23 protein-coding genes and 1 pseudogene are annotated in these 23,424 nt (G+C 30.5%); 8 read left to right on the forward strand and 16 right to left on the reverse strand.

Annotated elements, in window-relative coordinates; all coding sequences use genetic code 11:
• Positions 1 to 19: 19 nt before the first annotated feature.
• The 6 genes from B0A81_RS20180 to B0A81_RS20205 all read right to left on the reverse strand — a co-directional run bounded on the left by B0A81_RS20180 (position 20) and on the right by B0A81_RS20205 (position 5,952).
• A complete protein-coding gene (locus B0A81_RS20180; RefSeq protein ID WP_089059681.1) occupies positions 20 to 403 on the reverse strand; it encodes a hypothetical protein in 384 nt (127 codons plus the stop codon).
• Positions 403 to 624, reverse strand: a complete 222-nt coding sequence (locus B0A81_RS20185; protein WP_089059682.1) for an AtpZ/AtpI family protein — start codon at positions 622 to 624, stop codon at positions 403 to 405. The genes B0A81_RS20180 and B0A81_RS20185 overlap by 1 nt, the downstream gene beginning before the upstream one ends.
• Positions 605 to 1,000, reverse strand: a complete 396-nt coding sequence (locus B0A81_RS20190; protein WP_089059683.1) for a bactofilin family protein — start codon at positions 998 to 1,000, stop codon at positions 605 to 607. The genes B0A81_RS20185 and B0A81_RS20190 overlap by 20 nt, the downstream gene beginning before the upstream one ends.
• 2 nt (positions 1,001 to 1,002) lie before the next feature.
• Positions 1,003 to 3,612 (reverse strand): type IX secretion system periplasmic lipoprotein PorW/SprE, encoded by a 2,610-nt coding sequence (porW, locus tag B0A81_RS20195; protein ID WP_089059712.1) that lies wholly within the window; start codon positions 3,610 to 3,612, stop codon positions 1,003 to 1,005.
• Positions 3,613 to 3,699: 87 nt separating this feature from the next.
• The gene (locus B0A81_RS20200) at positions 3,700 to 4,395 is read right to left on the reverse strand and encodes an ABC transporter ATP-binding protein (RefSeq protein WP_089059684.1); all 696 of its coding nucleotides are present in this window, start codon (positions 4,393 to 4,395) and stop codon (positions 3,700 to 3,702) included.
• Between the two features lie 96 nt (positions 4,396 to 4,491).
• Positions 4,492 to 5,952, reverse strand: coding sequence for a DUF5687 family protein (locus B0A81_RS20205; RefSeq protein WP_089059685.1), 1,461 nt, complete (start codon positions 5,950 to 5,952; stop codon positions 4,492 to 4,494).
• Between the two features lie 127 nt (positions 5,953 to 6,079).
• Between B0A81_RS20205 and B0A81_RS20210 the strand changes: the two genes are divergently transcribed.
• Positions 6,080 to 7,132: a ferredoxin--NADP reductase gene (locus B0A81_RS20210; RefSeq protein ID WP_089059686.1), complete on the forward strand. Its 1,053-nt coding sequence runs from the start codon at positions 6,080 to 6,082 to the stop codon at positions 7,130 to 7,132.
• Positions 7,133 to 7,382: 250 nt separating this feature from the next.
• Entirely contained in the window at positions 7,383 to 7,796 is a 414-nt protein-coding gene (locus B0A81_RS20215; protein ID WP_089059687.1) for a hypothetical protein, read from the forward strand.
• On the opposite strand, the gene B0A81_RS20220 is transcribed toward B0A81_RS20215, so the two are convergent.
• A complete protein-coding gene (locus B0A81_RS20220; RefSeq protein ID WP_089059688.1) occupies positions 7,785 to 8,804 on the reverse strand; it encodes a glycosyltransferase family 9 protein in 1,020 nt (339 codons plus the stop codon). The genes B0A81_RS20215 and B0A81_RS20220 overlap by 12 nt on opposite strands.
• 39 nt (positions 8,805 to 8,843) lie before the next feature.
• Complete coding sequence (locus B0A81_RS20225; protein ID WP_089059689.1) at positions 8,844 to 9,449, reverse strand: DUF4254 domain-containing protein; 606 nt, start codon at positions 9,447 to 9,449, stop codon at positions 8,844 to 8,846.
• A 112-nt stretch (positions 9,450 to 9,561) separates the two neighbouring features.
• On the opposite strand from B0A81_RS20225, the gene upp reads away from it, so the two are divergent.
• A complete protein-coding gene (gene upp / locus B0A81_RS20230; RefSeq protein WP_089059690.1) occupies positions 9,562 to 10,215 on the forward strand; it encodes a uracil phosphoribosyltransferase in 654 nt (217 codons plus the stop codon).
• Here upp and B0A81_RS20235 read toward each other — a convergent pair.
• A complete protein-coding gene (locus tag B0A81_RS20235; RefSeq protein ID WP_089059691.1) occupies positions 10,210 to 11,139 on the reverse strand; it encodes a DUF6427 family protein in 930 nt (309 codons plus the stop codon). The two genes, upp and B0A81_RS20235, sit on opposite strands and share 6 nt — an antisense overlap.
• A gap of 136 nt (positions 11,140 to 11,275) precedes the next feature.
• Here B0A81_RS20235 and B0A81_RS20240 point away from each other — a divergent pair, with 136 nt between their 5' ends.
• Entirely contained in the window at positions 11,276 to 11,506 is a 231-nt protein-coding gene (locus B0A81_RS20240; protein WP_041519835.1) for a DUF6341 family protein, read from the forward strand.
• Here B0A81_RS20240 and purD read toward each other — a convergent pair.
• Positions 11,498 to 12,772 (reverse strand): phosphoribosylamine--glycine ligase, encoded by a 1,275-nt coding sequence (purD, locus tag B0A81_RS20245; RefSeq protein ID WP_089059692.1) that lies wholly within the window; start codon positions 12,770 to 12,772, stop codon positions 11,498 to 11,500. The two genes, B0A81_RS20240 and purD, sit on opposite strands and share 9 nt — an antisense overlap.
• Positions 12,773 to 12,903: 131 nt before the next feature.
• Between purD and B0A81_RS20250 the strand changes: the two genes are divergently transcribed.
• The 3 genes and pseudogenes from B0A81_RS20250 to B0A81_RS22000 all read left to right on the forward strand — a co-directional run bounded on the left by B0A81_RS20250 (position 12,904) and on the right by B0A81_RS22000 (position 15,442).
• Entirely contained in the window at positions 12,904 to 13,773 is an 870-nt protein-coding gene (locus B0A81_RS20250) for a hypothetical protein (protein WP_089059693.1), read from the forward strand.
• On the forward strand, positions 13,773 to 15,089 hold the full coding sequence (locus tag B0A81_RS20255) for a phenylacetate--CoA ligase family protein (RefSeq protein ID WP_089059694.1): 1,317 nt from the start codon (positions 13,773 to 13,775) through the stop codon (positions 15,087 to 15,089). Before B0A81_RS20250 ends, B0A81_RS20255 begins: the two co-directional genes overlap by 1 nt.
• A gap of 35 nt (positions 15,090 to 15,124) precedes the next feature.
• Positions 15,125 to 15,442, forward strand: a pseudogene (locus B0A81_RS22000) (ORF6N domain-containing protein).
• On the opposite strand, the gene B0A81_RS20265 reads toward B0A81_RS22000, so the two are convergent.
• From B0A81_RS20265 to B0A81_RS20275, 3 genes are all read right to left on the reverse strand, one after another.
• The gene (locus B0A81_RS20265) at positions 15,355 to 16,122 is read right to left on the reverse strand and encodes a glycosyltransferase family 2 protein (protein ID WP_089059695.1); all 768 of its coding nucleotides are present in this window, start codon (positions 16,120 to 16,122) and stop codon (positions 15,355 to 15,357) included. The pseudogene B0A81_RS22000 and the gene B0A81_RS20265 sit on opposite strands and share 88 nt — an antisense overlap.
• Entirely contained in the window at positions 16,122 to 17,495 is a 1,374-nt protein-coding gene (locus B0A81_RS20270) for an undecaprenyl-phosphate glucose phosphotransferase (RefSeq protein ID WP_244281446.1), read from the reverse strand. Before B0A81_RS20270 ends, B0A81_RS20265 begins: the two co-directional genes overlap by 1 nt.
• Before the next feature lie 64 nt (positions 17,496 to 17,559).
• Positions 17,560 to 18,543, reverse strand: coding sequence for a UDP-glucuronic acid decarboxylase family protein (locus B0A81_RS20275; RefSeq protein ID WP_089053537.1), 984 nt, complete (start codon positions 18,541 to 18,543; stop codon positions 17,560 to 17,562).
• A 172-nt stretch (positions 18,544 to 18,715) separates the two neighbouring features.
• Between B0A81_RS20275 and B0A81_RS20280 the strand changes: the two genes are divergently transcribed.
• Complete coding sequence (locus B0A81_RS20280; protein ID WP_089059696.1) at positions 18,716 to 19,792, forward strand: glycosyltransferase; 1,077 nt, start codon at positions 18,716 to 18,718, stop codon at positions 19,790 to 19,792.
• Here the strand turns inward: B0A81_RS20280 and B0A81_RS20285 are convergent.
• Genes B0A81_RS20285 through B0A81_RS20295 form a run of 3 tightly spaced genes read right to left on the reverse strand, consistent with a single transcriptional unit; the run spans position 19,761 to position 23,424 of the window.
• The gene (locus B0A81_RS20285) at positions 19,761 to 20,999 is read right to left on the reverse strand and encodes an O-antigen ligase family protein (protein WP_244281447.1); all 1,239 of its coding nucleotides are present in this window, start codon (positions 20,997 to 20,999) and stop codon (positions 19,761 to 19,763) included. The genes B0A81_RS20280 and B0A81_RS20285 overlap by 32 nt on opposite strands.
• A 37-nt stretch (positions 21,000 to 21,036) precedes the next feature.
• Positions 21,037 to 22,101, reverse strand: a complete 1,065-nt coding sequence (locus tag B0A81_RS20290) for a hypothetical protein (RefSeq protein WP_089059698.1) — start codon at positions 22,099 to 22,101, stop codon at positions 21,037 to 21,039.
• Between the two features lie 18 nt (positions 22,102 to 22,119).
• Positions 22,120 to 23,424, reverse strand: coding sequence for an MATE family efflux transporter (locus tag B0A81_RS20295; RefSeq protein WP_089059699.1), 1,305 nt, complete (start codon positions 23,422 to 23,424; stop codon positions 22,120 to 22,122).

Raw genomic sequence — 23,424 nt, forward strand, 5'->3', positions numbered from 1 at the left:
ATATTTAATAATGAGACTATTACCCCTTGTTTATAAGCCTAATTGTAAAGACTGTCTCAAAAAGTAAAAACAAAAAATAAGGGATAAAAAATGTACTTACATCTATTATAGGATTTGCAACGCCAGACTTTATAAACGGAATTAGGAAAACAATGGCAGCCATCATTCGAAAAAAACTGGCGCCAAGAAAAGCAAAACCGGTATAAGTTGAGAAATTTTTATTGATATAAATCAGTAAAAGATACACTATAAAAGTTGCCAAAATATTGAATAAATAAATACTCCATGCGGCATAGAAAAAATTATACTTATCAGATAAAGACTGCATTGTAAAATACTGAGCGACAAACAATACAATTGAAAAAGGGATAAAATATTTTAGAAAATCTAGAGTTCTATTCATTACTTGTTTAAATTTTTAACTTGTCGGATGACGTTATAAAGTGCTAAAAAAACAGAGAATAAAGAAAGAACAATTGTCCATAGCGATCCTCCGTTAGAATACTTTTTGTCTAACCAGGTGCCAAAGTAACTAAATAAAAAAATAATTATCCCCATTTGAAAGGGGATATTTATAAGTGCAATCCATTTATTATTTTGTCCTTTATTTGGATCCTTTTCCATCTTTTAGAGTTACTTCCTTATTGTTAGTTATCATGGTACAAGTTGCTGTAAATTCAGCTCCAGGTTCTATAGAAAGTTTTCCAACGACAACTTCTCCGTGAATTTGTGCAGATGCTTTAATATTAAGAATTTCAAGAACTTTAATTTTTCCACGAAATTCTCCTTCAATATCAGCGTTGTTACAAATAATTTCTCCTTTTACAACACCACTTGCTCCAATGACTAATTTTCCTTCGGATGTAAAATTTCCAATCAATTCGCCGTCAAGCCTAAAATCAGCTTTTGAAACAATATCTCCTATTATAGAAGTTCCTTCAACAATTCGATTTGTTTTTCCTAGAAGTTCTGTTCCGTTTTTTTTTACTTTATCAAACATTATTATGGGGTTTTTGGGGTCAAATAGACTTCGAGATTTTTCTTGATTTGAACCACCTTGTAATTATCGCTCGATATAATTACTGCAGGTTGAGCGATTTTAAATCTTTTATCATCTCTCAAAACGCCCGCCACATCTTTAGCATAAGCTTCAGATTTTACTCCATGAATAACAACAAAACTTTCGGTCTTATTGTATTTATCGACTGAAGTTGTCAGACGCTGATAATTTTCGACAGCTAAAAAGCTTTTAATCACATCTTCAATATGCTTTGCTGTTTTACTGTCATTACTTGCAATTGGATAAATTATTTTCCAATTTTTATTGTCTTCTGTTGTAAAGTTAAGACGTTCTAATACAGGAACTTGTTTTTCTAGAATCTCTCTTGCATTTTTACCTTCTTCACTATTTGGATAATTATCTGCAACTGTTTCTAAACCTTTTTTATAGGCTTCCAATCCGTTAACCTTACCTAATGTATTTGCTTTAAGCAATTCATATTTAGAAACAATTTCATCTCCAGAATACTGATTAATTAAATTGTCAATATTATCTAAAACAACATTAAATTGTTCGTCTTGATAAAGTTTGTACCATTTTTGATATTCTTTATCTGGCGATGAAAGGTCGTCTGTGTTTACATTATTTAAAATTTGAGCATATCGCGAATTCGGATATGTTGATATAATGTTTGCTTTTATCGTTTGTGCCTTTGCTGGATCTGTAATTTGATAAATTTTATACAAATTGTACATTGCCGGCAATACCAATTTTTCTTCTGGATTATTTTTTAATAATTGTTCCAGTTTACCACTCGCCAAAGCATATTCATTAAACTTTTCCTTATATATAAGTCCTAATTGATAATAAGCAAAATTTCGGTCTTTACTAATACTATCAATAGCAGTTTGTGATTTAGGAAGCTTATTTTCATAAAAAGCAGTAGTATACTTTTCGACAACAACAGTATCTTTTAATGCATTTGCATTCTCCAGATTATTTATCGTGTCATTCATTGCGGCATTATTTGCAGATTTTATGGCTGCCAATCTCCAATTTCCGCCCATTGTTCTATTACCCCACATTTTCCTAAATTGCAATTTTCCATATGCAACTGTGGTTGGATTATAGAAATAAAAAGTACTTGCGACATCATTTCCTGATTGAGGTTTTAATCCGCCGTCAAAATCAACTGGTTTCCCTATCGAATTAGGATTAATCGCTGTTGGTGCATTTGATGCATTTGTATTTCGATCAATATTTGCCAGTTTCTCCTTTTCTCTTTCTTCTAAAATTCGTTTTGCTTCATCTTTCTTTTTCAATTCAGCAATATAATTTTCAAAGTAAATTTTTCTGTCTGCGCCTGGCAGTTTGTATACCTTAATTATACTATCATTAATTTTAGCAATTGCTTCGTACTTAATGACATTGTCAAGATTTTTTCTATTTTTTTCAATAAAAGCAAACTCTCTGCTTTTTGGATTTAACTTCGTTAATGTGCTGTCATAATATTTAGCAGCCATTGAATAATCTGTATTTTTAAAATACATATTTCCAATGTTTCGATAAGCCGAAGCCATCAAATATGGATCTTTAGATTTTCTGCCTAATGATTTATTATAAAATTTCAGTGCATTTTCGGTGTCTTTCTTTTTATCATAATAAACCGCCATTTCATAAAACAAAACATCATAATAAGGTCTGTTTTCACGATCTGCAACTAATTTATTGTAGGTTTTTAAGAAAATAGTGTCATTACCGCTTGCATAATCATACATCTGTGCTTTTTTTGCATAAGCATGCATCATATATTTTCGATCTGCTTTACGATTCATATCAATTACACCATCGTAAAAATAGTTTGCACTATCTTTTTTACCGGCCTCTTGATACATCTGTCCTAAAATAAAACGGTATCTCGCGCGATCTTCATTTATTTTGGTAAATTTTTCGGCAATTTTAAGCTTTGTTACGGCGCTGTCTCTCTGCTCTAAATTTAAAAATGCTTCTGCCAAAAGTGCATTAGCATCTGAAAAAGTTTGTTTATTTAAATCTGTATTTTTTAATAATAGATTGATATTTTTTACAACAATTGCATCATTACCTAAACGCATATTGGTTTTTTCGCGCCAGATTTTTGCGGTGTAAATGTTACTGCTGTTTGGGTATTTGTATAAAATATAATTGAATGCTTCTAAAGCCGGTATAAAACGCTGATCGTAATACCTTGCTTTTCCAAGCATTAAGTAAGCTTCATCTATTTGAGAGTTTCTTTCTCGGCCTCCAATATTCATTGAATGCTTTTGAATTGCTTTTGTAGCTTTTGTTTCTGCTAATTCAAAATCAGGATTTTTTGCTTTTTCTTCATCAGAAAAATTTTCATCAAACTGCATTTTTTCTATTGGAAGTATTTTCCAAAAGTTATCCTGATTATTTGCGTATATAGATTTTAAACCTTTATCGAGGCCTATTCCGCCATTATACAAAATGTTATATTTTGTACTCAAAGCATGAGAATTCCTCGATACAAAGCTGTTATTTTTGGTAGAACAAGCTATCAAAAGGAATAAAAAAACAAGAAAAAAACTATATTTAAGAGTATTCTTTTTCAATAGAACTGATTTTAAAGCATAAACTACCAAAAAGCATTTTTAGTATAAAGACTCGTAAAAATACGCTTCTTTTTGAAATATAGAAACTTATACGGCAAAAAACGATTCAAGCTCTTGCAGGGTTTCTTTTGATGTTTGAATATCCTTAACTATTTCGCCTTTATTAAGTGCCACAATACGATCACAAACCTCTACTGTATGCTGTAAGTCATGACTTGAAACCAAAACAGTTACATTTGGATTATCTGCTAGTTCTCTGATAATTTTCTTTAATCGGCTCACCGTCGTTGGATCTAAATTTGCAAAAGGCTCATCTAAAATAACAACTTCAGGATTACCAATTAAAGTCGCTATAATACCTACCTTTTTTTGATTTCCTTTGGATAAATCACGCAGATATTTTTTATTATTTAATATCTCACCGTTAAAAAATTCCTCATGTTCTGCTAATAAAGCATCAATATCAGCTTTATTCTGACGACGTAAATCGCCGATAAAATAAAAATATTCCTCTGGAGTTAAATATCCTATTAAAAAGCTTTCATCCAGAAATGATCCTGTAAACGACTTCCAATTTTCGCTTGTATTTACCTGAATATCATTATTTTTTATATATCCTGTTGATGGCTGAACCAAATCTAAAAGCAGACTAAAAAAAGTTGTTTTACCTGCTCCGTTGTTCCCTACTAATCCAAAACTCTGTCCTTTTGGAATTTCAAGATTATTAATGTTCAAAACTGTAGTTCCGTTATATTTTTTTGAAAGTTGATTTACTTGTATCATTTTTATACGTTTAATTGTTGATTTGGTTAATCGTTAATTTGTTTTTTATTCAATTAAAACAATTGTTTAAAATTATCTCTTTGGCACATTCTCCAATTAATTCTTCTGTTTATAAGCGTTGATTGTGCTGTACTTTTCTATTTTGTATCTTTTTTCAATTAATGAGAATACTTTCTCTTTAAAGACTAAACCTAAAACTCCTGCTAAAGAAACCAAAGCTAATGCAACCGTTTTATCGGCAAAATGAAGCCCAAGCCAATACAGCAATAATGGTAAAAATATTTTTGGCAGCGAAAGCAGCATTGCGCTTACATTAAATGCTTTTTTGTCTCCAAAAGCTCCACCAGCACTACTTAAATCAATAGGTGTTTTTGTAAATGCTCCTCCTAAAAGCACTAAATGTGAGTTTACACCAATATTATAAATGGCACCAACAACAATGGTTAAATAAACTTCCCATCCGTAAAAAAGATAAAATGAAGCTAAAATGGTTGAAACAAAAGTAGCGATAACAATCAGCCACCATTTTGAAGTAATATATCCGCGATACGGAATGTTTTGTGTCATCATCAATTGGTAATATGAACTATCCCAACTTGGCACAAACTGACCAAAAACAAATAAAAATCCACCCGAAACAAATATTCCAGCAAAAATTTGCATTACTTCCGGCTGATGCGAGTTTCCAAAAAAGATTAGTCCGTAAAACAAGAAAACAACACTCAAAAAAATAGTCGTTTTTGATCTTTTGTTTCTTTTAATAAGTTTAATATCATTCTTTAGAAATGTTCCAACTGTACCAAATTGATTCAACCAGGAAAGATTTTCTGTTGCGGCAATATCTTCTTTTACTGAAAGCCCAGCGTCTAGATATAAATTCTTCTTAAAATATTTAAAAGTAAAAAGATATAAACCTGCTAATACCCAAATTGGAATTAAAAATAGTCCGTCAATATCATAAAATCCCTGAAAAACAGGTGTTGTAAACGTTGTAATATCAAATAGTTCATAATATTGTGCACCTGCCAAAACTAAAATTGCTCCAATAAAAACAACAAACAATTTGTCTATGTTGCTTAAAATAATGTTCAGAAAATTATTGATATACACTAAAGAAAATATGGCTAAATGCCAAAAAATAATTTCGATTAAATCATATCCATTTAAAATCAGTACGACTGAAAACGGAACAAAAAACAAAGCATGAACCCAATTAAAAAATGACAGCATTGTTTTGCCAAGCGAAAAATGAACAATAACTGATTTTTTAAAAGGTAAAACCAGCAAAGGTTTAATATTTAAAACTGGAATCGACTGTACTAATAATCGAATAACTAAATCGAACAAAAAATAATAAATTAAAAATTTATTTATAGTCTGCAGCGGATCAAGATTCATTTTTTTAAGAACATAAAATACCCCAACACCTGCTCCTATAAAAATTAATGAAAAATATATCATTAAAAAACCTAGTAAAATTTTCATCGCCAAGTTTTTACCAAATGATGCAGATCTGGTAAAGGCTTTCCATTCAAGGTAAATAAACTTTTTAATCATTGTTAACTTGTTTTGATTTTGGTAGTAAGAGGTCAAATGTAGGAAAACGTTACAAAAAAAGTTAAAAAAAATATTTTAGTAAGTGTCAATTACTTAGTCTTTGCTACTTTTGCAAAAAAAATTAATCATGCCTTCATTCTTAAAACTAATAATTAAAGAGGTAAAACGTGAAACTGCCGACGCTGTTTCTGTACTTTTTAATGTTCCTGAAGAACTTAAATCAGATTATAAATTTATAGCTGGACAATACATAAATTTAAAACTAACACTTGATAATCAAGAAATTCGTCGTGCTTATTCAATTTGTTCTGCACCAGAAAGCGGTGAATTACGAATTGCGGTAAAAGCGGTTAAAAATGGTTTGTTCTCGCAATTTGCAAATACAAAGCTTAAAGCTGGAGATGTTCTTGAAGTTGGTCATCCAGAAGGTAAATTTACCTTTGAACCTGACGCTGAAAGACAGAAAAACTATGTGGCTTTTGCTGCAGGAAGCGGTATAACACCTGTTTTGTCTATTTTAAAATCAGTTTTAAAAAGCGAACCAAAAAGCTCATTTGTATTAGTTTATGGAAATAAAACTCCCGAAGAAACTATTTTTCATCAAGAACTGCATGATTTACAATTGCAATACGTAGGACGCTTTTTTGTGCATTACGTTTACAGCCAGGCAAAAGTTGAAAATGCATTATTCGGCCGAATAGATAAATCGGCAGTAAATTTTGTTTTAAATAACAAACACAAAGAACTAGAGTTTGACAAATTTTTCTTGTGTGGACCTGAAGAAATGATCAACACAGTTTCTAATGTTTTAAAAGAGAAAAACGTAAAAGAATCTGCTATTAAGTTTGAACTTTTTACTTCTTCTACAAAAGAAAATGAAATCAAAACTTCATTAGAAGGACATACAAAAATCACTGTTTTAGTTGATGATGAAGAAGTTACTTTTGAGATGTCTCAAAAACAAACTATTCTTGATGCAGCTTTAAAACAAGGTGTTGATGCTCCTTATTCTTGTCAAGGCGGTATATGCAGCAGCTGTTTAGGACGTGTAACTGCTGGTTCTGCTGAAATGACAAAAAATTCTATTTTAACAGATAGTGAAATTGCAGAAGGTTTAATTTTAACTTGTCAGGCACATCCAACATCAGAAACTATTTATGTTGATTACGACGACGTATAGTCTATATTAAATTCTAAAATATAAAAATCCAAATTCCAACTTTACAATTGGAATTTGGATTTTTTTGTTTTTTAATAGTGATAGAAAAAAATTAACACTGCTGGAATTACAATAAAAACATTTTTTAGCTAAAATATTGATGATTTTTTATTAAATTAGGAGTAAAATTAAAGCACTCATAATCTGATGCTCTTATGTTAGATTTGCAGCGCTAAATCAATTTTGTCAACACATTTAAACATTAAATATCATGACAATACATCACTTCCTTCGTTTATCATTTATCGCAATTTTTGTAGTAACAGCTCTTTTTTGTATTTACTTTATAATTAAAAAACAACGAAATAAAAAAGGACCTAAATTACTTACCTCAGAAAAATACAACTCAACAATGATTGGGAAAATGACTGAAATTAAAGTCTCTGACCAAAATATTTTTAATATCTGGCCTTATGTGAGTAAATTAAAAGCCGCGAAAATACTATCACATAAAATTAAAGAGTCTCAATTGGTACACAAAGTCTATAGAAATTCAACCGAAAATTTTGAACACATTTTACTGTCTACAGAAAAAGAGAATCATTTTGTTGTAATTGTGGCAAATAGAAACAAAAAGAAAACGATTGGTTATTTTCTTCATGATGTAAATGGTCTATATGCTTAATTGTATTTTTTGAACGATTTCATCTGGAGAAATAGTTCTCATCGCGCCTTCATAACCTTCAACAGTTTTATTTCCATAAACCGAAGTTGGCAGTTGCGGGTATTGATTTCTATCAGAAGTTAGAGCATTTTCAAGCCTTTGATTAAAGGGCAGAAATCCTGCATAAGGATGAGTTGCTCCCCAAAGTGTTATTACTTTTACGCCCAGCATTGCGGCAATATGTGCATTTCCAGAATCCATAGAAAGCATTACGTCAAGATTGCTGATTAACTGTAATTCCTGCTGAAATTTAATTTTTCCAGCCATATTAATTACGTTTTCAAAAGGTTGTGCGATTGAATCTAAAATCTCGATTTCTTTCTTTCCACCTCCGAAAAGCAAAATTTTATACGATGAATTCTCGGCTAATTTTGCAACAACTTCTTTCATTAAATCTAACGGATAAACCTTAGAATCGTATTGTGCAAAAGGTGCAATCCCAATTAATTTTTGATTTTCGTTCCCGATAATTTCTAAAATGTCTTCGCTTAAAACTGCCTTTTCAGAAAATTGAGTCCCGGAGCTTCCGGATGATAAATCTATAGAAAACCCAAGTTCTTCAAACACTTTTGCGTGTCTTTCGAACATTGTTGGTAATTGTTTAAAAATCTTATTTTCGGCTCTAGTCAGTTCTTTTTTTCCTTCTCGACCTTTATCAACTGTTGCTCTTTTTTTTCCGCTTAAAGCGAAAAGAGAGCCCACAATCTTAGATCGCAAAACGTTATGAAGATCTGCAAAAGCATCAACTTTCAATTTACTAACATCTTTAAATAAACGTACAAGTCCTAAAAAACCTTTATGTCTTTCTTTCTCATCAAAAGCAAAAAAATCTAAATTTGGAATTCCATCAAAAAAAGGTTTGAAAAAAGGACGTGAAATAACGGTCAATTTTACCTCTGGATATTGTTTTACAAAAGCGCGCAAAACAGGAACCGTCATGGCGACATCTCCCATTGCGGATAGTCTCATGACGGCTATATGCTTAATTTTATTGGACAATTTTGCCAATTATTTTTTATTTTGGTATAAAACAGGATTCAATTCATCGTCGTTATACATTTTCATCTGTTTGTATACTTTCATGAATTTATCACCATTTTCAATATCAGTTAATAAATCGTCAATTGCCGTTGACAAATCTGATCTTTGCTCTAAAAGAACATTTAATTTTTCCTGACATTTATCTCTGTGCTCTTGTGTAGCTTCTGCACGAGTAGCTTCTTCATGCATATGATAAATTTTCAGTGCCAAAATAGATAATCTGTCAAAAGCCCATGCCGGACTTTCAGAGTTTATTTTTGCACCATCTTTTACTTTTACATTGCTGTATTTTTGCAAAAAGTAACTATCGATATATTCTACCATATCAGTACGTTCCTGATTAGACGCATCGATTCTTCTTTTTAAAGTTAGAGCTGCCACTGGATCAATTTTCGGATCGCGAATAATATCCTCAAAATGCCATTGAACAGTATCTATCCAGTTTTTTAGATATAATAAATGTTCAAATTTATCCTTAGGATAAGGATTGTTTATAGGCTGATCTACATTATCAAATTTATGATAATCTTTAATGCTTTGTTCGAAAACAGAATATGCTAATTTTGAAAACATGTCTTTATTTATTAGAGTTACAAAGATACTTTTTATACTTTTATGGTGCGAATAATAACGTGTAATTTTTCATACTCGTCTTTTAGCAAATTTATAATTTTAAAATTTTACTATGAAAATCCATTATATATCTGAAAATAACAGCATTTTAAATCATTTTTTAGGTCAAATTCGAAATACAGATGTTCAAAATGACAGTATGCGTTTTCGAAGAAATATAGAACGGATTGGCGAAATTATGGCGTATGAATTGAGTAAAAATCTAACTTATAAAAATGTAGAAATTCAAACACCGCTTGGCATAAAAAAAACGACAGAGATTGCCGCTGATTTGGTTTTATGTTCTATTTTAAGAGCTGGATTGCCGCTTCATACAGGCTTTTTAAACTATTTTGATAATGCTGAAAACAGTTTTGTTTCGGCCTGCAGATATCATCCTAATAATGATCATGAATTTGAAATTAGAGTTGAATATCAAGCAGTTTCAAACATCAATAATAAAACCGTTTTACTACTTGATCCAATGCTGGCAACAGGTCAGTCGATAGTTGCAGTTCATGAAAAACTAGTCGAAAATGCAACTCCAGAAGAAATTCACATTGTTGTAGTTATCGCAGCTCCAGAAGGAATTGCTTATCTTGAAAAGAACCTTCCCGAAAATTGTCATTTATGGGTTGCTTCGTTAGACGAAAAACTAAACGAGAAAAACTATATTATTCCAGGACTTGGTGATGCTGGTGATCTTGCTTTTGGAAGTAAATTATAATTGCGAGAAAAAGGTAAATAAACTGCACAAAATCAACACATAAAATACAATTTCATTATTAAGCTTTTGCTGCACATATTCTATATGACTTGCGGCCATAATGGTTAACGGTGCAATGCTAAACAGTAATAAATCATTGCTTTTATCTGGTGAAACAATAAAAACAAGAGCAGCAATAAAGAAATATGCCACTATTTTTTTGTAAGATGCATGAACAATCTGAGGTCTGTTTGACAATGTTGTAATCATTGAAATTACAAAAAATAAAGCAACCGCAACATATATTGAAAGCGCACCATTTTCATAATTGTTCTTAAAATAATCTATTCTAAAATCGATTACCGCACGTTTTTGAAAAAATTCTACTGCATTAATATTGAACATCAAGGATATCATTATAAATACTAAGGTTACTGCCAAAAGCGCAATAAAAGGTAAAACCCAGTTTCTATAATCTCTCGAAACATGAAAAACTATCGATATAAAAACCAAAATTAGGAATAAGACACACCAAAATTGAAATAAAGAAGCTACAAAAATCCAAAAAGAAGCATCGAATATTTTTTCTTTTGATGCTTTAAGAGATTGAAGCGAAATCAATCTTCGGAGTGCTAATAAGATGAAAAAATTAGCATAAATTACATCTGGATTATTAAATATCGTAGGGAAAAATAATATAAATAATAAGTAGAAAAATATCGCGTATCCATTGTCTTTACTAAGACCGTTCTTTTTAACAATAAAATTGATCATGAAAAAAGAAGCCAAAATAAAGCACAATAAACTCAATTTTTGGAATATTGTAAAATACGAATTTATCCAAGACGTTTCTCGAATTTGAAACATAAAAAAGAAAACCAGTATCAAAATTACGACCAATGAATAATTTAATGGCGTAGATTTTTTAAAAACACTTGTTATCATAAGGATATTTTATACTTTTGTGATTGTAAATATAATACTTGTTTAAAAAGGAAACCAACAAGTTGAAAAAAGATTCTTTGTTTGAATTTTGCTTCAATGCGTTAAAAACAATAATAACATATAATTTTATAAAATTATGACAGCTTTTTTTGAAGGAATACAATACTTATTCGTTAACATTTTGTTTGCTCCTCTTGACTTTTTACGTCATTTGGAATTAATTACTTGGTTTGGTGCAAACACAATTAACTGGATTTTTATGATCATCTGCGCATGCGCAATCGTTTATTGGATTAAACAATTACGCATTTTCGATGACGCTGGAACAGAAAATCAAGATACTACAGCTCACTCTTTCTTAAAGTAAGTCGAAGCCAATATCTTTTCTAAAATACATCTTATCAAAGCTTAGTTTATCTATGTTTTGGTAAGATTTTTTTATGGCTTGTTGAAAATCATCTCCATATGATGTTACAGTCAAAACACGTCCTCCATTAGTAACGACATTTTCGTTGTCTAATTTTGTTCCTGCATGAAAAACTATAGAATCTGTAATATTTTCTAAACCTGTAATTACTTTTCCTTTTTCAAAATCCTCAGGATATCCGCCAGAAACCACCATAATTGTAGTAGCACTTCTTGGATCAACTTCTAAAGTAAAATCCTCTAATTTTTGATTCGCAACTGAAAGAAACAATTCAACCAAATCAGATTTTAATCTTGGAACCACAACTTCTGTTTCCGGATCACCCATTCTCACATTGTATTCAATAACAATAGGTTCGTTTTTTACATTGATTAAACCAATAAAAACAAAACCTTTATATTCGATTCCGTCTTTTTGAAAACCTTCAATTGTTGGTTTTACGATACGTGTTTCGATTTTTTCCATCAAAACAGCATCAACATAAGGAACTGGAGAAACTGCTCCCATTCCGCCTGTATTTAATCCTGTATCGCCTTCGCCAATTCGTTTGTAATCTTTTGCTGTTGGCAGAATTTTATAGCTTTTACCATCAGTCAAAACAAAACAGCTTAATTCTATTCCGTCAAGAAATTCTTCGATAACTACTTTTGAACTTGCTGCTCCAAATTTTGAATGAACAAGCATATTTCTTAATTCCGTTTTAGCTTCTTCTAGATCCTGAATAATCAAAACACCTTTTCCAGCCGCTAAACCGTCAGCCTTTAAAACGTATGGAGGTTGTAAAGTTTCTAAAAAAGCACATCCATTTTCAACTGTTTCGGCAGTAAAACTATCGTAAGCTGCAGTTGGAATATTGTGTTTCATCAAGAATTCTTTTGCAAACTCTTTACTTCCTTCTAATTGTGCACCTATTTTTGATGGTCCAATTACTGGAATATGGTTTAAACTTTCGTCGTTTTTAAAATAATCGTAAATTCCTTTTACCAAAGGATCTTCAGGACCTACAACCACCATACTTACTTTTTCTTGAAGTACAAATGCTTTAACAGCATCAAAATCGGTTGGAGACATTGCAACATTTGTGGCAATTGCAGCTGTTCCTGCATTTCCTGGTGCAACAAAAAGTTTTTCGCAAAGCGGGCTCTGAATCATTTTCCACGCAAAAGCATGCTCTCTTCCGCCTGATCCCAATAATAAAATTGTCATGGTATAGTTGTATTTAGTTGTGGTGCAAAAATAATTGCTTTTGTACGTAAAAAATAATTAAATCTTAAAAAGTTGTTGATTCTTCTCTGTTAGTAATTTGTATAATGTTATTTTTGACGAAAATCTGACTCATGAAACATTCCATAAAGACAGCTGTTTTTAAAACCTTAAGTATTCTTCCAGAATCTTTGGGTTCAAAAATATACCATCAATTGCAAAATGTTTCAGAAAATAAAAATATTGAACAAAAATTAAAAAGTACCGAAAATACTTTTAACAGCTTTGAATCTATCTTTAAGGATTTAGAAATAGATTTAGAAAACAAATCGGCAATTGAAATTGGTTCAGGATGGCTGCCTATCTCTCCTTATCTTTTACTTCATAAACATAAAATGAAAGAGATTTTTAGTTTTGATATTAATAAACATTACCAGATAAAAAATATTCAGAAATTTAATTCCTTATTTTCACATTTATATAATACCGAAATTTCTGTAAACAAAAACAATTCTTACTCTTTGCCAGAAAACGTTCATTATTTTCCGTATCAAAATTTGGTAAACACTAAAATTCCAAAGGCAGATATTGTTTTTTCAAGATTTGTTTTAGAGCATGTTTCGCCGGAAGATATTTTTAAAATGCATCAAAAATTCAAACAATCCTTAAATAAAGGTTCTTATATTATTCATTTTATTTCTCCGAGTGACCACAGGGCTTTTTCCGATTCATCTTTGTCCCTGCAGGATTTTTTAAAATATAGTGCCAAAGAATGGAACAAAATACAAACAAGATTTGATTACCATAACAGATTGAGATTACCACAATATCTGGAAATTTTCAAATCTCTGGATTTAGAAATTGCTTATATTTCTCATGATAATCCAAGACCGGATTCTCCTCAGGAAAAGGCATTTAAAAATTTGAAAATTCATGAAGATTTCTCAAAATATTCAGATAAAGAACTAACCGCAGGAAGTATTAATATTGTTTTAAAAATATAATGATTCGCCTTTTTGATCTTTCACTTCAATTAAATGGTTTTCCTCTAAAGAAAGCTAAAGCTGAATTGGATAAAATAATTACTATTCCTGAAGATTATTTTGATGTTTATATTGAAGAAAGAAAAAGAGAAATTGTTCATTTTCATTTAAATAATAATCCTTTTTATAAAGAATTAGCAAATCAAGATTCTTATAAAAACTGGTCAGATTTACCTGTTTTAAGTAAACGAAATCTACAAAAGCCTCTAATTGAAAGACTTTCAAAAGGGTATTCCTTAAAAAACATTTACACCAATAAAACTTCCGGTTCAAGCGGTGATCCGATGGTTTTTGCAAAAGACAAATTTTCACATGCCTTGACGTGGGCAGACATTATTTATCGTTTTTCATGGTATAAAATAGACTTCAATTATTCTTTTCAAGGCCGGTTTTACGGAATGCCTTTAGGGTTTTTAGAGAATAAAAAATTACGCATTAAAGACTTCTTAAGCCGTCGATACCGTTTTACAATTTTTGATTTATCAGATAAAGGATTAGAGAAAATTATAAGTCATTTTCAAAATAAGAAATTTGACTATATAAATGGTTATACTAGTAATATTGTTTTGATGGCTAAATACTTAAAGAAAAAAAACAAGGTTCTTACTGAAATTTGTCCGTCTTTAAAAGCCTGCGTTGTAACATCTGAAATGCTTTTTGAAGAGGACAGAGTATTATTAGAAAATCAATTAGGTGTTCCTATTATCAATGAATATGGATCATCTGAGGTTGGTGTTATTGCTTTTGAAAATACTGAAGGACAATGGCAAGTTAATTCTGAAACGCTTTTTGTTGAAATTGTAGACGAAAATAACCAGCCCTTACCCAATGGAAAAGAGGGACGAATTATTATAACCAGTTTATACAATAAAGCGCATCCTTTTATACGATATGAAGTTGGCGATTACGGAATTCTAGATGAAAAAAGCACTTCTAAAAAGCCGATTTTAAAATTATTAATAGGAAGAAATAATGATGTTGCTGTTTTGCCAAGCGGCAAAAAATCACCGGGAATGACTTTTTATTCTATTACAAAAAAAATCTTTGGAGACGAAGGAAATGTAAAAGAGTTTATTATAAAACAAGTCAAAATAGATCTTTTTGAAATCGAATATACAAGTGAAATTGAACTTAATTCTAATGAAATAAAAAGAATAGAAAAAGAGTTTTCAAACTACCTTGAACCTAATTTAAAATACGTCTTTATTCGCAAAGAAAAACTGGAACGCAGTAAAAGCGGAAAACTTAAACAATTTATTTCTTTAATTAAAACATAAGTAAAATCTTATATTTATTTTTTTATCAATAACTTATGGAAGATCAATCTCTACTTTCTGAAGAAATAATTTCTAGTAAAATATATTTGATTCTTGGTCAAAAAGTGATGCTTGATCGCGATTTTGCTTTGCTTTTTGGAATAGAAACTAAAGTTCTAAAACAATCCGTTTAAAGAAATATTTCAAGATTTCCGGAAGATTTTATGTTTGAACTTATCAAAATAGAATTTGAAAATTGGAAGTCGCAATTTTTGACCTTAAAAAGTCAAATCTTCTTTATATATCTTGGTTTTATCAATAATTGTGTGAATAAAAACCTCATCATCAACAAAGCAGAACTCACAAAATTATAGCCATGAAATTCCCTGTATACACCAAAATTGTGTTTTATCAACTTGAATTTTGAAGACGAAATAGAGTCTTTTCTAATTCTGTAAAAAGCCAAACTTTCTGGAACAGGTTTCGTTTCTTGTACTTGTTTTAAAATGGTTAACCATAAACGCCAGTCTTGTCTTTTTTGAGTTGCCTCAATTACGATTTTTCCAAAGTATTCGGCGTTATATACAGCCGTTAAATTGCCAACATAATTACAGAAAAATAATTGATTATAGGTTAAATTTAATGGCGCTTCTACTCTTTTATTTAAATTATTTCCCTCTTCATCAATACAGTCATAAAAGCTAAATGTAAACGGCAGATTGTTTGTTTTTAAAAACAGTATTTGTTTTTCTAATTTAGTTGGAAACCACAAATCATCGGCATCTAGAAATGCTATATATTTTCCTGAAGCTTTTTCTAAGGCTTTGTTTCTTGCAAAACCATTTCCAGTATTAGTTTGTAATTGATAGAGTTTTATTCGGCTTTCATTTTGGGCAAAATCGGCAATAATTTTTGCCGTTTGATCTGTTGATGCATCATCAACTAAAATCATTTCCCAGTTCTCGTAAGTCTGTTTTTGAACTGATTCTATTGTGGCTCTAATGAATTTTTCAGCATTAAATGTTGGAGTTAAAATTGAAACTAAATCGCTCATTAGTATGCTTTTTGATCGCCTTTAAAAATATTAATCACGGTTTGAAAAATTATTTTAAAATCTAAAATTAGAGACCAATTTTCGATATAAAAAACATCAAATTTTATTCTGTTAATCATATCTCTTTCTATTGTTATTTCGCCTCTAAAACCGCTTACTTGTGCTAAACCCGTAATTCCAGGTTTTACACAATGACGAATCATGTATTTTTTTACTTTATTGCCATATTCTTTATTCTGTGACCACAAATGAGGTCTTGGCCCAACTACAGACATATCTCCCAATAAAACATTTATAAACTGCGGCAGTTCGTCTATACTCGTTTTTCTCATAAAACGTCCCATTCCTGTTACACGAGGATCATCTTTTGACGCTTCTTTCTCAGTTGTTTTATTGATATACATAGAACGCAGCTTGTAACATACAAATTCATTCTCATCCATTCCAGGTCTTCCTTGTTTGAAAAAAACGGGCCCTTTTGATTCTAATTTAATTAAGATAGCCAATAGCGGAATTAACCATAACAATAAAAAAACGATTACAAACAGAGAGAATAAAACATCAAACAGTCGTTTCATGAATTTTACTACAGGCTCATTAAGTATTGTTTGTTTTAATGACAATACTGGAAAAAAATCATAGTAATCGATCTTTAAATTTTTTGAAAAAATCTCCTTGGTGTCAGGAATAAATTTTATCGTTTTATTATTTTCATCTGCAAAATCAATTAGATCTTTCAAGCTGTTGTTTGATACTTCATTCAAAGAACAGTAAATTTCATCGACTTCATTTTTGATTACAAATGGCTTTAAATCATCTAATTTTCCTGTAATATTCTGATCAGATTTTTTATCTGAAAAATATCCCAAAAATCTATATCCATAATCTTTTCTTGTTTCAAAAAGATCTTTAAGTCTAACTGCTTCAGGTGTAAACCCAATAATAACAGCATTTCTATAATTATTGCCTGTCATTATTCTATATTCTTTTAAATAAAAAAACAAGGCAAATTTAAAAACCGTAATCACTACCAAAACCAAAATTATAAACAAAAAAATCTTTGATTCGCTAAAAATGGCTTGTCTAGAAAATGGAAAAAAAGCCACAACAGTTAAGAGAAACAAAATTCCTTGTTTAATTATTTTTGATATAATAACAACTGGAGTTGTAAAGCGATATACGTCATAAAATTTAACAGCAAAGGCAACTATTCCCCAAGCAATAATTTGATAAAATACTAAAATCCAAATATTTGATGAGCTCATTTCATTAAAAAAAATGAAAAAACTGAGCATCGAGATCATTGTCAGGTCGATTAAAATACTTATTGGCCTAATATATTTTGAATATCTTCCTGTGTGAAATGCCATCATAAATAGTTCCTGTATACTTTTTTTATCAAAATTTACTGCGTTCGAAAATAATTCCGTTTACCATTTATCTTATATAACCCGAAAAATCTTTGTGCTCTTCTTTAGAAAGTTCTTCTTTAGAAAGTGATCTAAAATAATCATACGTAATTTTCATTCCCTCAGAACGGCTTACTTTTGCTTCCCAACCTAACAGTTCTTTGGCTTTAGTTGTGTCTGGCTGACGCTGTAATGGATCATTTATTGGCAATGGATGATAAACAACTTTTTGATTCGTTCCGGTAAGTTTTATGATTTCTTCTGCAAAATCTTTTATTGTAATCTCATCTGGATTTCCAATATTTACTGGATACACATAATCAGAGTGCAGCAATCTAAAAATACCTTCGACTTGATCATCAACATAACAAAATGAACGAGTCTGCATACCGTCACCAAAAATTGTTAAATCTTCGCCACGTAAAGCCTGTCCAATAAAAGCAGGAATCACACGTCCGTCATTCAATCTCATTCTTGGGCCATAAGTATTAAAAATACGTACAATTCTGGTTTCAACACCATGAAAAGTATGATACGCCATTGTTATTGATTCTTGAAAACGCTTGGCTTCGTCATAAACTCCTCTTGGTCCAATTGTATTTACGTTGCCATAATACTCTTCGGTTTGAGGATGCACCAAAGGATCTCCATATACCTCCGAAGTTGATGCTATTAAGATTCTAGCTTTTTTAACTCTTGCCAAACCTAATAAATTATGTGTTCCTAGTGAACCAACTTTTAAGGTCTGAATTGGAATTTTTAAATAATCTATTGGGCTTGCCGGCGAAGCAAAATGTAAAATATAATCTAAATCGCCTGGTATATGAACAAATTTTGTAATGTCGTGGTGGTAAAATTCAAAATGTTCTAATTTGAATAAATGCTCAATATTTTTAAGATCGCCGGTAATCAAATTATCCATTCCTATAACAAAATAGCCTTCTTTGATAAATCGATCGCACAAATGTGATCCTAAAAAACCCGCTGCTCCGGTAATAAGTATTCTTTTCATAATGATTTTATTGAACCTTTTGTTTTTGATAATGGCTGTAAATATGCACAAATGTAATAAAATATCTGGCCTTTTAAATTGACTGAAATTTTTACTAAAAAAGAGATTTGACTTTTTTAAGCCAATATTAAATCGCTTTATTCTATTTTTACGATTCTAAATTTTAAATGTTTTGAAAGTTGTACATATTGTTGAGGCACTAGAAGGCGGTGTTTATACTTATTTTAAAGATTTATCAACTTACTTTGGTGATGAAAAAATAAGCAAAAACATCGAAACCACTATTATTTACAGCAGTAATAGAAATGGTCTTAGTTCTCAAAAGGTTAACGCTGAGTTCTCAAAAAATGTTAACTTAATAAACCTTAACATGGTTAGAGAAATTTCTCTTACGAAAGATTTTAAATCTATTATTAAACTTACACGAGAACTTAAAAAAATTAATCCTGATATAGTTCATCTTCATTCTTCAAAAGCTGGTGTTTTAGGTCGGATTTCTTCTTTTTTCTTATTCAAAAAAATACCGGTTTTTTATTCTCCTCACGGATATGTTTTTTTAAGAACGGACATCTCGAATCGTACAAAAAAGTTTTATTTTGTTATAGAAAAAAGCATTCAGCGAATATTTGGAGGAACAACTGTTGCCTGTGGTGATACTGAATTTGAGATTGCTAAAAATATTGGTTCTTCAAAACTCATTAGAAACGGCATTGATATAAATGAAATTCGCCAATACTTGTTACCTCATCAAAATACAAAATTAACAATTGGAGTATTGGGCAGAATAACTGCCGCAAAAAATCCTAAATTATTTAATGAGATTGCTTTACAATTTCCTGATTTTAATTTTATCTGGATTGGAGATGGAGAACAAAACCATTTAATTACAGCACCAAACGCTCAAATTACGGGTTGGATCTTAGATAAAAATGCTGTTTTCAAAATATTAAATTCAATTGATGTTTATCTTCAAACTTCTCTTTGGGAAGGTCTTCCAATTGCAATTCTAGAAGCAATGGCGTTAGAAAAACCAGTAATTGCTACCAATATTATTGGCAATAAAGATATTGTTGTTCCTAATGAAACTGGATTCCTTTTTGACGAAATCAATGAGCTCGATAGTTATTTTGACACCTTAAAAGATCCAAAAACAAGAGCTGTTTTTGGTGAAAATGCATTAAATAGATGCTGGGATGTTTTTGATAAAACCAAAAACTTTAAACAGCTTTCTGATTTGTACCAAGAATAGTTTTTTGCTGCAGCCAATAACTTGAAAAAACAGAAAACCAAAATCCGCTGAAGGCAATACCATCAAATCTAAGCAAAAAATCATCGGTTAAATTTGAAGTAAAAAACAGAATGAAAAATGAAATTATTATGGCATTTTTCAAATCATATCCCAGATATCCAATACCTAAAATATAGAACATTACTACTAAAGGACCCAGAAATCCGAACTTTAATAAAAAATCTAAAAACTGGTTGTGTGTTGGAAATTCGTATTTAGCTAAAAACTGCTGATTGGTTGCTTTAAAATATTTATTTAATTCTGGTTTTCCATCAGAAGCTCCTACTCCAAAAGGAAGATTTTTAACGGATAATTCCCAAGCTGATTTCCAAATTGAAAGTCTTGTTGCTAATGAATTGAAAGCATAAATTTCTGGATGATCAATTTCGTCTAATTTTCCTACTTTATCCATATATGCGAAAGTTACACTAGAATATTTCTCCTTCATATAAGGGTTTTTCTGAATGAAAACGAACAAAATACTGCCTAATACAAGTAAAGTGGTTATTGCTGTTACTATGATCTTTTTTATGCTGAATCTTGATTTTATTTCGAAAATGAAAACAATCAAAAAACCAATCAAAGCATTAACAAGTGCCATTCTGGTATTTACTAAAAGAACAAAGAAAAATGAGAGTAAAAAAACAATTATTCGAAGTATTTTAAGAGTACTTTTTTCTTTATACTGAAAGCTGTAAAACACAAAATAGAATGCACAAATAGAAACAAAGGCCAAATGCATGTTTAAAGCCGGAGCATGAATACCAATGCTGCCAGCAAACTTGTAACCCATTTCCCAAAGGTCAATTCCGTTTAAATATTTATTTACTAAGCCAGGATAAACCATGCAAAATCTAGTTAAAAAAAACAGTATCATTGTTGTTGTTGCAATACAATAAGTCTCTGCTAATTTTAAAAATTTTACACGCTGATAATTACCGATAATAAAAATTGGAAATAATAGCAGTGAAGTGCTCTTTTCAACTGCTTTTAATCCTTTAGATAAAGAATCATTGTTCCAAAAAAACAATAATTCTAACAAAAGCGGTGAAGCAATACAGGCAACTAAAATTAAGGCTGTTTTACTGAATTTTAATTTCTTTACGTAGATTAAATTAAAAATACCAAACAAAATAATAAGCAGCGAACATGGCTTTCTGAATATCATTGCAATTGCAATCAGACACAAAAAAACATGGAATAATTTATTGAAGTTTTTTTCTGAAAGATTCATAGTATAATGCAAAGTAAATTAGTGGAAAAACACCCATTTTATGTCGTACTGCGGTACCTAAATCGGGTTCGAAAACTCCTTGTACAATAAAAAAAGAAAAAATAATCAGCAGTATTAAAAGCTCTTTCGAATATCTTTTTCTATCTGCTAAACATTTTGCAAACCGAACTAATAAGATGTAAAACAGCAATAACTGCCAGATTATAAATATAATTATTTGCGGTGATAATAGGTGTTTTAAACCGTTTATTGGAATATTGACTGTAAAAAAACCGTAAAATATACCAATGGTTTCTCCATACCATGTATCTGTCTGAACAGGAGAAATAATAATAGAATTGGCATCGGCAGAACCTATACGCTCATTATTCACAACTTCACGACTTATTTCTGAAAGGTATTTTCCTTTTAAAATACCATGACTAAAAGATAAAAAAACTGCAATTAGCAAACCATAAAACAGTGTGGTGATCGTTTTACTTTTAAAACTTACTAAGCTTACTAAATACATTCCGCCGCCAATAACTGGAATTAAAAGATAATAAGGACGAAAAAACACTCCAAAAATCAACAATAAAAGTACCGTGTATATAATTGTTCTTTTTAACGAAATTTGTTCGTTTAAGCACATAAAAACGATTGGAGAGAGATACAAAAAGGTTATAAACTCTTTTGACGGCATTGACACAAAAATGGCAATCATTAAAAATGCCATATAAACCAAAATGTTCTTGACATTGAGCTTTTCAAAATGATCTGGAATACCTATTTTGTACAAAACATACATTAAAATAGGAACCTGAATTAAAGCAATGACTGGGAAAGGTAAATAACGCAGTCCGGAAATTTTATACAATAAAATCGAAACAGGATAGCTTCCAACATATCCAATTTCATTTCCTTTATCGAAGGCAATAATTGCAGCGTCGTAAAAAAACTTGGGAGGCAAAATAAAAAAAGCTGCCGCCGCAACTGCTAAATTAGCTGTTGCAATGAGCAAAAATGCTGCTTTGCTTTTTTCTATTTTGGTTTTCATCTATAGATTCTCTGTTTATTAATGTAAAAAAATCAATATTTTATCTTTTCGATAAATAATTAAAGCTACAACGCTATTCCAAAAAATAGAACTCGAAACAAATGCAATTGCCGCACCAACCATTCCATACTCAGGAATTAAAAATCGGTTTAAAAGAAAGTTAATAACTACTGCCGCAATTAAAACAATCTGAAAAATATGCTGTCTTCCCGTCATATTCAAATAAACCGGCGCAGACCCAAAAGCGGAGCAAATACCTTGACCAATTATTAAAATTAAAAAAGCTTCTTTTGCAACAACATATTGATGTCCGAAAAAAGACAATACATACTCAGAAAACAAGCTGATAATAACTATTACCGGAAATGTGATTCCGAAAATTAAACGAACACTATTTCGTAAAATTCTTTTTAATTCTTCTTTATTGTCTTTCGCAAAAAACTCTGCAATTTTTGCTGAAACAGTAATATTAATAGTTAAAATTATTACCGAAACAATGGTCATTACTTTAAAACCAACAGAATAAAAAGCAACGGTTTCATCATTTCGATACTTCTTTAAAAACATAATATCAAAACTCATTAAAAGAAACATTGCCATTCCGCTTATAGCAATTGGGTACGATTTTAAGAATACTTCTTTATGCGAAAAACTATCGTTACCTTCTGTGACTGTAAGCTCTTTAAAATAAATAAAAACATATACAGAACTAATAATTGAAAGCAAAACAAACCCAATCAAAAAAACATCAACCAAGCAGGTTTCTTTGTGCCAGTAAAATAAAATAATCGAACCTGCGATTAATGGAACATATTTAACAACATTTCTAAACAATTCAGCCGTATATAATTTATCTAAAGCTCTGAAAATTTCAGTATTTAAAGTCGAAATTCCATAAAAAAACAACGTTGCTGTGCCTTTTAATAAAATGGAATAAACCTCATTATCTGAAAAGTAATTGTTTATTATTTCTTTACGGATTGCAGCAACAATAACAATCGCGGCAATTGAAGTTACAAAAAGCATTGTAACCATTTTAAAGTAAATTTTTTTTAATTGTTCAAGTCCTCCAGTGCCCGCCAATCTGCCTTTAAAATACAAAATAGACTGATCGAAACCCAGTAAACATATACTTCCGATGGCTAAAAGAAAGGAACGTGCAAAATCATACTGCCCTACTAATTTAGGACTGTAAAATTTTGTTAGAAATATGGTGAAACCAAAAAGTAAAACAACTCCAAAAATCCTCAAAAACAAAGTACTCAGACTTTGTTTTAAAAATGCATTTTGCGAAATTCTCTCAAAGATTTTATTCGTTTTCAA

The organism is Flavobacterium plurextorum (assembly GCF_002217395.1).
Taxonomy (GTDB): Bacteria; Bacteroidota; Bacteroidia; order Flavobacteriales; family Flavobacteriaceae; genus Flavobacterium; species Flavobacterium plurextorum.